At 68.5% G+C, this 9,213-nt stretch carries 7 protein-coding genes; 3 read left to right on the top strand and 4 right to left on the bottom strand.

Annotation, left to right across the window (positions count from 1 at the left end; translation table 11 throughout):
• Positions 1-180 precede the first annotated feature (180 nt).
• The 3 genes from G4G00_RS07795 to gap all read right to left on the bottom strand — a co-directional run bounded on the left by G4G00_RS07795 (position 181) and on the right by gap (position 5,335).
• Entirely contained in the window at positions 181-1,557 is a 1,377-nt protein-coding gene (locus G4G00_RS07795) for a DUF3999 domain-containing protein (protein WP_108753998.1), read from the bottom strand.
• The gene (locus tag G4G00_RS07790; RefSeq protein WP_108753999.1) at positions 1,554-4,202 is read right to left on the bottom strand and encodes a DUF2339 domain-containing protein; all 2,649 of its coding nucleotides are present in this window, start codon (positions 4,200-4,202) and stop codon (positions 1,554-1,556) included. The genes G4G00_RS07795 and G4G00_RS07790 overlap by 4 nt, the downstream gene beginning before the upstream one ends.
• 128 nt (positions 4,203-4,330) lie before the next feature.
• Entirely contained in the window at positions 4,331-5,335 is a 1,005-nt protein-coding gene (gap, locus tag G4G00_RS07785) for a type I glyceraldehyde-3-phosphate dehydrogenase (protein ID WP_019660012.1), read from the bottom strand.
• Positions 5,336-5,528: 193 nt separating this feature from the next.
• On the opposite strand from gap, the gene G4G00_RS07780 reads away from it, so the two are divergent.
• Positions 5,529-6,158 (top strand): OmpW family outer membrane protein, encoded by a 630-nt coding sequence (locus G4G00_RS07780; RefSeq protein ID WP_108754000.1) that lies wholly within the window; start codon positions 5,529-5,531, stop codon positions 6,156-6,158.
• Between the two features lie 133 nt (positions 6,159-6,291).
• Here the strand turns inward: G4G00_RS07780 and G4G00_RS07775 are convergent, their stop codons facing one another.
• Entirely contained in the window at positions 6,292-7,419 is a 1,128-nt protein-coding gene (locus tag G4G00_RS07775) for a GGDEF domain-containing protein (protein WP_164272352.1), read from the bottom strand.
• 126 nt (positions 7,420-7,545) lie between these two features.
• Between G4G00_RS07775 and G4G00_RS07770 the strand changes: the two genes are divergently transcribed.
• Together G4G00_RS07770 and G4G00_RS07765 are read left to right on the top strand one after the other, a co-directional pair.
• A complete protein-coding gene (locus tag G4G00_RS07770; protein ID WP_108754002.1) occupies positions 7,546-8,364 on the top strand; it encodes a S1/P1 nuclease in 819 nt (272 codons plus the stop codon).
• Positions 8,365-8,373: 9 nt separating this feature from the next.
• Positions 8,374-9,174, top strand: a complete 801-nt coding sequence (locus tag G4G00_RS07765) for an MBL fold metallo-hydrolase (RefSeq protein WP_164272349.1) — start codon at positions 8,374-8,376, stop codon at positions 9,172-9,174.
• Positions 9,175-9,213: the final 39 nt, after the last annotated feature.

Genomic DNA, 9,213 nt, shown 5'->3' with positions numbered 1-9,213 from the left:
GGCCGGCAGCCGGCTTTGCCGTGCCTGTCTGCCAGACGGCCAAAATCCCATCCCACAACACAGTTGCTCCAGGGACGGATTCACGGCGTCCCCCGCGGCCCCACCCCGCCCGGCCAAGCGCGGCTTCTGCTCTACGCGACCAACCAACCACCCACGAGGGGCTGCGCCGTTGGCAGGACACTACGCCGAAGGCGCGGGCTTCTGCTTCAGCAGGCTGATCGCCAGTCCACCGACCACCAGCACGCCCAGCCCCAGCAACGCCCATAGCAACCATGCCTTCCAGTCGCGCTGCGGCTGCAGTGCCGCGTCACCGGCCAGCACTTCCGGGCTGCCTTCGAAACGCGCCAGCGTGGGCTGCCAGGCCGGGTCGTTACGCTGCCTTAGTTCTTCGATCAACACGGTGATCGGTGCTTCGGCACGACGCGCGGTGGCGCTGCCCACCGCCAGCGCATACGGCGCTGCACCCTGGCTAAGGAACACCATCACTTCGGGCTGGTAACCCAGGCGCAGCGTCGGCGTGCCGCCGGTCTGCGCGGGGTCGGCCACCAGCTTCCAGTAGCGATCGCGCCAGGTGCCCGCCAGCGGCTGCGAGGCCGACTGCTGGCGCTGGCCCGCCGCGCCCTGCTGCAACTGGTAGGCGATCCACGGCGCGCTGCGGCGCTGCCATTCGGCATCGGCATCGTCGCGGCTGTACAGGGTCCACTGCACCAAACTGTTGCCGGTGCTGGCCACATCGGCGCGCGACACCGGGAAACGGCCATCCAGTTCAAAGGTGAATTCGCCCTTGCCCTGCGTGCGCGGCTGCAGCGGCACCCATTCCCAGGGCACGGTGGCCGGTGCCGGTGGCAGTTCGGCCAGCACGCTGCGCAGCGCCGGCAGTGCGGCACTGCCCTGCGGCAGGATGCGCAGGTAGCGGGTGGTGCCATCAATCTGCAGGCGACGCTGCAGCAGGCGCTTGCCGGCGCGCTGCAGGTCCACCAGGGGCACGTCACGGGCAACCGAACGCCAATGCTGCAGATCGTCGCTGGCATCAACCTGCACCTGCGCCTGCAGCGGCTGGCCGCTGTCGGCCCAGTCCAGCACCAGCGCCGCCAGCGGCTGCTGGCCCAGCACGCTGGCATCGACCAGCCAGCCGCCCTGCCCGCTCGCAGTCGCGCCAGCGCCCACGCGTGCTTCCACCCGACGCACGCGGCCATCGGTGTCGCGCTCGGTCAGCAGCTGCAGATCGTTGCGCTGTGCGTCGGCCAGCGGCGGCAGTACGAACCAGGGCAGTTCGCGCTGCACCGGCGCCTGCGCCAGCGGCTGGTCCGGCGCCAGCAGCGCCGACGGCAGTGCCTGGCCGGCGGCGTTGAACACCTGCAGGTCGGCCAGGTCGGCCGTTCCTGCACGGCGATAGATGGCCGGCTCCAGCACCACCCGGTACGCACCGGACTGCGCGCTGGACAGGCTCAACGGCCATTGTTCGGCGTAGTGCTGGCGGTAATCGGTTGCCTGTGCGGCAACGCTGCCGGTGACGGCCATCAGCAGCGGCAGGACCACCGCGCTCCAGGTTTTCATGCGTTTTTCTCCACGGTTGGCGCCGCCGGCGGGGCCGGTGCCAGATAGCCCACGACCGTGCACAGCAGGCCGTAGGCAATGAACGATGCGATGCCCAGCAGGTTGCCCAGGTGCTGGCGGTCGATCAGTACCAGCTTGGCCAGCACAACGCCCATCAGCACCGCGCCCACCATCCACAGCACGCGCTGGCCGCGCTTGGAGCCCCACACCCAGGCGATCACGCCCAGCACGCTCCACAGCACGGTCAGGCTGGTCTGGGCCAGGCTGGAACGGGCCATGCTGGCATTCCACGGCAGGCCGCCCCAATGATGCACGGCGTGCAGCACGGTGCTGGTAAGCGTGACGAAGCCGACCACGGCCAGCAGCGGCACCCGCAGCTTCCGCAGTTCGATCGGCCCTTCAGCGCTGTACAGCCAGTAAGCCCCCAGCAGCAGTGCCAGCCATTGGGTCAGCTCGGCCGGGTTCAGCACGGGCAGCCAGGCCAACGGCGCTGCATCGCCCGGCTGCAGCAGTGCGCCCAGCCAGGCCAGGGCCAGTGCTGCGAACAGCGTGGCCTGCAACGGCGCGCGTGCGGCCGCGAAGCGCTCGCCCAGCGGCCAGCTCACCGCGTTCCAGCGCCACAGCGACAGCGCCGCCAGCAGCAACCACGGCAGGGTGACCAGCAAGGTGGTCCAGCCCTGCGCCAGCGCGGCGGCATCGCCGCCCCACAGGGCCAGCAGCGACAACAGGCAGGGCCACAGCAGCAGCCACAGGAACTGCGCGATGCTGGCCACCCAGCCGTTGCTGCGGCGCAGGCACAGCAGGCTACGCACGCCCAGCACCGCAAACACCGCCCAGGCCAGCGCGCCGTAACCGGCGAACGGCTGGGCATGGGCATCGTTCTGCCACAGCGCCACCGGGAAGGCCAACGCCAGCATGCCCAGCGCGGTCAGCCCCAGCGCGCGCGCAGGACGACGGTGCTGCAGTTCGGCGGCCAGCCAGCCGGTCACCGCCACCAGCACCAGCAGCGCATCGGCCTGCGACAGCAGCGGCAGGAAGCGCGCGATGTCATGGGCAAACCCGCCGAACCACCACAACAGGCCCCACAGGTAATAAACCAGGGCTACGTCATGGCGGCTGCGCTGCTGGTAGCTCCATGCCGAGGCAAACCCGGCCAGTGCCAGCAGCAGCGCGCCAATGGCGGTGGGGTTCAGCAGGAAGCGGCCATCGGCGTGCCAGTAATCGGCGCCCACCACGAAGGCGAAGGCCGCGCCCAGCTGCAGCAGCGCGCCGGCCACCTGCGGCAGCCAACGCTGCTGGCGCAGGCCCAGCCAGGCCAGGCCCGCCCCTTCCAGCGCGAACACCGCGCCGGTGGCACGCGCCGACAGCGCCAGCGGCACCGCCAGCGTGGCAAAGCCCACCGCCAGCACCGCGTGCGACTGCGCCAGCACCGTGTACGACGCACGCGCCAGCAGCGCGCGGGCCAGCACCGCATAGATCGCCGCCAGGCCCAGCGCACACAGCGCCAGGGTCATCGGCTGGGTGTGCAGCATGCCGGCCTGCAGCGAGAACGCCACCAGCGGCGTGCCGAACACCAGGCTGCCATCGACCAGGTCACGCCGCGCCGCCGGCTGGCGCCGCGCGTACAGCAGCGGAATCAGCAGGTAAAAGGCGAAGAACAGCAGCAGGAAGGGTTCGGTACTGGCGAACTGCTCCGGCCGGTACTGCAGCACGCCCCAGAACGTGCCGATGCCGAAAGTGAAAGCGAAGCCAAGCAGGTTCAGCGCGCGCCAGGGGCGGAACCAGGCAATGGCGAAGATGCCGGCATTGAGCACCGCGTAGTAACTGAACAAGCCCACGTGGTTGCCGCTGCCGGTGGACAGCCACAGCGGCGCCATGAAGCCGGCCAGGATGCCCAGCACCGCCAACGTGCGCGAATTCTGCAGCACGGCCAGCACGCACAGCCCGGCCACCAGGGCGATGGAGCTGCCGAAGGCAAACCCTGCGTTGAGCAGTTCGTAGCGCTTGAATGCGGCGAACACGGTCAGCAGCAGTACGCCGATCGCCCCGCCCTGCAGCGCCAAGGCGAACATGCGCCGCCGTTCGCGCTGCTGCCAGCCAAAGCCCAGCAGGCCCAGCGCGGCCACGGTGATGCCGGCCAGGCGCAGTTCGATCGGCACCACCAGCCAGCCCTGGTCGCTGACGTACTTCAGCAGCGCGGCAACGCCGGCAAGCAGCACCAGCATGCCGATCTTCACCGGCACGTTGCCTTCGGTGAACCAGCGTTTGACGGCGGCGGCAGCGCGCTCGATGACGTTCGGCAGCGCAGGCTCGGCCGGCAGTGGCGGCAGCACGGGTTCAGGGGGCAGCGGCGGCGGCGGTGCGGGTCTGTGCGGCGGCAGCACGGGCGCCGGCTCGGGCGCGGCCGTGGCAGCGGCCACAGGCGCGGGCACCGGCTCGGTCAGATCGGCCGCGGGTGTATGCGGCGGCACGGCGACGGGGGCGGCCACCGGCGGGGCCGTAGGCGACATCGCGGGCGCCGCGGCCACGGCCTGTTCCAGTGCCGCCACGCGGCGGCGCAACCCGGCAATCATCACCAGGGCCACCACCAGCAGCAGCGGAACGGCCAGCAGGGCCAGTACCGCCAGAACAATCAAGGCTTCCATTGCGTGTCTTTCCTCCGCACCCGCGCCCCAACGGCAGCGGTCGACCCCGCCCATGCTACGCCATGCCCGGACCCCATAAACGACGAACCCCGGCCAGGCCGGGGTTCGTGCGGCGATCTGCGCAGGCCTTACTTGGCCGCGACGACCTTGGCCATTTCCAGGCACTTGTTGGAATAGCCCCACTCGTTGTCGTACCACGACACGAGCTTGACGAAGGTGCCGTCCAGGGCGATACCTGCATCGGCATCGAACACCGAGGTGTGGGTTTCACCGACGAAATCGGTGGCCACCACCTTGTCTTCGGTGTAGCCCAGGATGCCCTTCAGCGCGCCTTCGCTCTGTGCCTTCACTTCGGCGCAGATCTCGGCGTAGGTGGCTTCCTTTTCCAGCTCGACGGTCAGATCGACCACCGACACGTCCGAAGTCGGCACGCGGAAGCTCATGCCGGTCAGCTTCTTGTTCAGTTCCGGAATGACCACGCCCACGGCCTTGGCCGCACCGGTGGACGAGGGAATGATGTTTTCCAGGATGCCACGGCCGCCGCGCCAGTCCTTGTTGGACGGGCCGTCAACGGTCTTCTGGGTGGCGGTTGCCGCGTGCACGGTGGTCATCAGGCCACGCTTGATGCCCCACTTGTCGTTGATGACCTTGGCCAGCGGGGCCAGGCAGTTGGTGGTGCACGACGCGTTGGAAATGATGGCCTGGCCGGCGTAGGTCTTGTCGTTCACGCCGAACACGAACATCGGCGTGTCGTCCTTGGACGGGGCCGACATGATCACCTTCTTCGCGCCCGCATCGATGTGCTTCTGCGCGGTTTCCTTGGTCAGGAACAGGCCGGTGGCTTCCAGCACCACGTCGGCGCCGACTTCGTCCCACTTCAGGTTGGCCGGATCGCGTTCCTGGGTCAGGCGGATCTTCTTGCCGTTCACCAGCAGGTCGTTGCCCTGCACGGCCACGTCGGCCTTGAAGCGGCCGTGCACGGAGTCGTACTTGAGCATGTACGCCAGGTAGTCCGGCTCCAGCAGATCGTTGATGGCCACGATTTCGATGTCGTCGCCGAAGTTCAGCACCGCCGAGCGCAGGACGTTGCGACCGATGCGACCGAAACCGTTGATACCAACCTTGATTGCCATGTTCTCAAGCTCCTGCGGCCGCGACAGGTGCGGCGGGATGGATAGGGCCCACAAGTCTAGCAAACCGGGCCTGACCACCGTGGGCCAGACCCCCTGCTGGCAGGGGCCGCCGGGGGGATTTGATCCGGATCAAAGCGTTAGCGCGGCGTGAGGCCGACACTGGCCCCATCAACCCCGCAACGAGAACACCCCCATGCGCACGCATTCCCCCCTGATCCTGGCCAGCCTGGCCGCCGCCCTGTCACTGGCTGCCGCCCCGGCCATGGCCCAGTCCAAGGGCGACTGGACCGTTTCGGCCGGCGTCCACCAGGTCGCGCCGAAGTCCAACAACGGCTCGCTGGCCGGCGGCACCCTGAAGGTGGACGTGGACAATGATGTGAAGCCGACCATTACCGGCGAATACTTCATTGCCGACAACCTGGGCATTGAAGTGCTGGCCGCGCTGCCGTTCAAGCACGACATCAACATCAACGGCCTGGGCCGTGTGGGCAGCAGCAAGCAGCTGCCGCCGGTGGTCACCCTGCAGTACCACTTCAACAGCAAGGGCAAGGTGTCCCCGTTCGTGGGTGCCGGCCTGAACTACACCACCTTCTTCAGCGAAGACACCACCGGCGCGCTGGCCGGCAGCAACTTGAAGCTGGAAGACTCCTGGGGCCTGGCCGCGCATGCCGGCGTGGACTTCGCCATTGGCGAAAAGGGCGCCCTGCGCGTGGACATGCGCTGGATCGACATCGACAGCAAGGTGAAGCTGGACGGCGAGAAGATCGGCACGGTGAACATCGATCCGCTGGTGTACGGCGTGTCGTACGTCTTCAAGTTCTAAGGAATGTTCTGAGTGCGGGGGCTTCGCCCCCGCTCCCCCGTCTCAAGCAGCAACCCGCCAAGCAAAGACGCTCGCAGCATGTTGCCCCGGTGTGTGTGCCGGGGCTTTTTTGATTGGGCGGGGCGGGTGGATTTCATTGGTCTGCGGCCACTTCCACCCGGTTGCGGCCGGCGGCCTTGGCGCGGTAGAGCGCCTGGTCGGCCCTGGCCAGCGCCTGTTCAAGGGTATCGCCGCCGTCGTCATGCCAGCGCGCTACGCCAATGCTGACGCTGACCACTGGCGCCGCATCGGAATCGGCATGGGCGATCGCCAGCGCCTGCACCTGCTGGCGCAGCTGTTCGAACGGTGCCGACTGCGGCTGGCCCGGCTGCCAATGGCCCAGCGCCACGAACTCTTCGCCGCCATAGCGCGCCACTACCGAATCCACGTCGCGCAACTGCGCCGACAACGCCGCGGCCACGGCATGCAGCACGGTGTCGCCGGCGGGGTGGCCGTGGTGGTCGTTGTAGCGCTTGAAGTAATCGATATCGATCATCGCGATGCGCAGCGCACCGCGCGGGTGTGGCGTGCGCAGGTAGTGCTGGAAGATCTGCCGGGCACGGCGGTCGAAGGCGCGGCGGTTCAGCAGGCCGGTCAGGCCATCGTGGTTGGCCAGCGCGTCCAGCCGCTGTTCGGCAATGAAGGTGGCGCGTGCCTGGCGTTCGGAGATGTAACAGCCCACCATGCCCGCCACGTGGGTGGCCAGTACGAACATCAACGCCTCGGCCAGGGCCGGCCCGGCCGGCAGCACGTTTACTTCGGCCAGCACGAAGGCGGCGCTGATGACCGTGCCGTTGAAGGTGGCCACCTTGAAGCGCAACCCGCACAGGAAATAGTTGAACAGCAGGAACAGGCTGACCCCTTCGTAGGGGTAGCCACTTTCGGCGTGGTGCGCGGTCCACACCATGGCCACCAGGGCCAGCCCGCTGCACAGCACCATGGCCCCGCCGATGTACTGTTGGTAGCGGCGCCACGCCGGCAGATAGGTCATCACCACGCCCACCAGCAGTGCCGGCAGCAGCACGCCCAGGCGCCAGCGCAGCACCACGGCGCCGATGTCGGGCGGCAACCATTGTCGGTCCAGCGCGATGAACAGCAGCGAGAAGCAGGCCGCCACGGCGCAGGCCCAGCGCATGCGCCACAGCACCTGTGCGTCGAAGGCAACGGCAAATCCGGATTCGTCGATCGGTACTGCGGTAACGCGCCTGTCGGTGCTGGTCATCGCCGTCCCCATGCGTGGCCGCGCCAGCCTAGCGGCAAGCAGATCAACGCGGCGTCGGCAGCGGGCCGCTGGCGACGCGCCGCGTTGCGTCAATTCCCTGCCCGGCGGCGCCGCTAGAATGGGCGGATGAAAGCCCTGCACTCCCTGTTCCTCGCCGCCGCGCTCGCCCCGGCCCTGCTGACCCTGTCCGCGCCCGCCCATGCCTGGGGCGCACAAGGCCACCGCCTGGTGGCCGAGGTGGCCGAAACCCGCCTGAACCCCACGGCCCGTGCCGAAGTGGACCGCCTGCTGGCCACCGAACCGGGCGCCACCCTGGCCAGCATCGCGCCCTGGGCCGACCAGCTGCGCGCCAAGGACCCCGGCCTGGGCCGCCGCTCGGCCGGCTGGCACTACGTCAACATCGCCGAAGACGGCTGCCATTACGAAGCCCCCAAGCACTGCAAAAACGGCAACTGCATCGTGGAAGCCCTGAAGGCGCAGAGCACGATCCTGGGCGACCGCCAACTGACCGATGGCGAGCGCCTGCAGGCGCTGAAGTTCGTGGTGCACCTGGTGGGTGACGTGCACCAGCCGATGCACGCCGGCTACGGCCACGACAAGGGCGGCAACGATTTCCAGCTGCAGTTCGGTAACCGCGGTACCAACCTGCATTCGCTGTGGGACAGCGGCATGCTCAACACCCGCAAGCTGGATGACAGCGGCTACCTGCCGGTGCTGCGCGCACTGCCGGCGCCGAAGCTGGCACGCCAGTCCAACCCGCAGCAGGATCCGCAGCGCTGGGCCGAAGCCAGCTGCCGCATTTCGGTGCAACCCGGCGTTTACCCCGCTTCGCGCAAGATTGGCGATGAATACACCGCGCGCTATCGCCCGGTGGCCGAGGCGCAGCTGCGGCTGGCCGGTGAAAACCTGGCCCAGCTGCTGAACCGCGTGCTGGGCACACGCTGAGGAGGTTCCATGTCGGTCCAGGTCCAATCCTTCTTCCACCGCGACAGCAATACCTTCAGCTATCTGGTCAGTGATCCGGCCAGTGGCGAGGCGGCGTTGATCGATCCGGTCCTGGATTACGACCCGGACACCGACGCCAGCAGCGACGCGCCCGTGCGCCCGCTGCTGCAGGCCATCGAACAGCAGGGCCTGCAGCTGCGCTGGCTGCTGGAAACCCACGCCCACGCCGACCACGTGTCGGCCGGGCGCCGGTTGAAGGCGCGGTTCCCGCAGGCCACGCTGGCCATTGGCGAGGGCATCCGCGCGGTGCAGGCCACCTTCGCGCCGCGCTACGGCCTGGACCTGCCAGCGCAGCACGCGCACTTCGACCATCTGTTCAGCGATGGCGAAACCTTCGCGCTGGGCTCGCTGCAGGGCCGCATCATCGCGGTGCCGGGCCACACCAGCGACAGCATCGCCTACCTGATCGACGATGCACTGTTCACCGGCGACTCGCTGTTCATGCCCGATGGCGGCACCGCCCGCTGTGATTTCCCGGGCGGTGACGCGGCGCAGCTGTACCGCTCCATCCAGCGCCTGCTGGCGCTGCCCGATGCCACCCGCGTGTTCGTCTGCCACGACTACGGCCCGGGTGGCCGTGCGATTGCCAATGAAACCACCATCGGCGCGCAGCGTGCGCACAACATCCACGTGCACGACGGCGTGGACGAAGCGGCGTTTGTCAGCGTGCGGCAGGCACGCGATGCCTCCCTGGCCGAACCGAAGCTGATGCAGCCGGCGGTGAAGGCCAATATCCAGGGCGGGGCCTGAGAGCGGCGGCGAGGACACGCCGGGCATGGCCCGGCGCTA

Origin of the sequence: Stenotrophomonas sp. B1-1 (assembly GCF_010894375.1) — a bacterium.
Taxonomy (GTDB): domain Bacteria; phylum Pseudomonadota; class Gammaproteobacteria; order Xanthomonadales; family Xanthomonadaceae; genus Stenotrophomonas.
This window is presented reverse-complemented; position numbering and strand designations above follow the sequence as displayed.

Excerpts from the sequence above, each read along its gene's own strand:
- G4G00_RS07795 (WP_108753998.1), bottom strand. The coding sequence starts at position 1,557 with ATGAAAACCTGGAGCGCGGTGGTCCTGCCGCTGCTGATGGCCGTCACC.
- G4G00_RS07790 (WP_108753999.1), bottom strand. The coding sequence starts at position 4,202 with ATGGAAGCCTTGATTGTTCTGGCGGTACTGGCCCTGCTGGCCGTTCCG.
- gap (WP_019660012.1), bottom strand. The coding sequence starts at position 5,335 with ATGGCAATCAAGGTTGGTATCAACGGTTTCGGTCGCATCGGTCGCAAC.
- G4G00_RS07780 (WP_108754000.1), top strand. The coding sequence starts at position 5,529 with ATGCGCACGCATTCCCCCCTGATCCTGGCCAGCCTGGCCGCCGCCCTG.
- G4G00_RS07775 (WP_164272352.1), bottom strand. The coding sequence starts at position 7,419 with ATGACCAGCACCGACAGGCGCGTTACCGCAGTACCGATCGACGAATCC.
- G4G00_RS07770 (WP_108754002.1), top strand. The coding sequence starts at position 7,546 with ATGAAAGCCCTGCACTCCCTGTTCCTCGCCGCCGCGCTCGCCCCGGCC.
- G4G00_RS07765 (WP_164272349.1), top strand. The coding sequence starts at position 8,374 with ATGTCGGTCCAGGTCCAATCCTTCTTCCACCGCGACAGCAATACCTTC.